The 266-nt window shown below is 54.1% G+C and carries 1 protein-coding gene; it reads right to left on the bottom strand.

Translation table 11 applies throughout. From position 1 onward, the window contains the following. The coding region (locus RMT89_RS43510; RefSeq protein ID WP_315889281.1) for a hypothetical protein at nucleotides 1-266 on the bottom strand (266 nt) is incomplete at both ends.

Genomic DNA, 266 nt, shown 5'->3' with positions numbered 1-266 from the left:
GCTCGCAATTCGCAATTGCTCGATCATGCTCACATACGCTTCACGACACGCAAGCAGGAACTCGCCGCATCGATCCTTGCGAGTTAGGCCCATGCATCCAGAATGAACTGCAAGCACTGTGTTGATTGAACGAACAACCAGCGGAATCAGCTTGGAGCAGCGCTGAAAGCAGAACATGGCTTCGACCAGGTTCGCGCCAGCCGGGTAATCGCCCTCCAGTTGAGACAGTTGCTGCCAGAAGCGGTCACTATTTGCAGGTAGCTCAA

It is taken from the genome of Streptomyces sp. P17, assembly GCF_032436805.1.
Classification (GTDB): domain Bacteria; phylum Actinomycetota; class Actinomycetes; order Streptomycetales; family Streptomycetaceae; genus Streptomyces.
The sequence above is the reverse complement of the archived record's forward strand: the minus strand, read 5'-3'. Positions and strand labels throughout refer to the sequence as shown.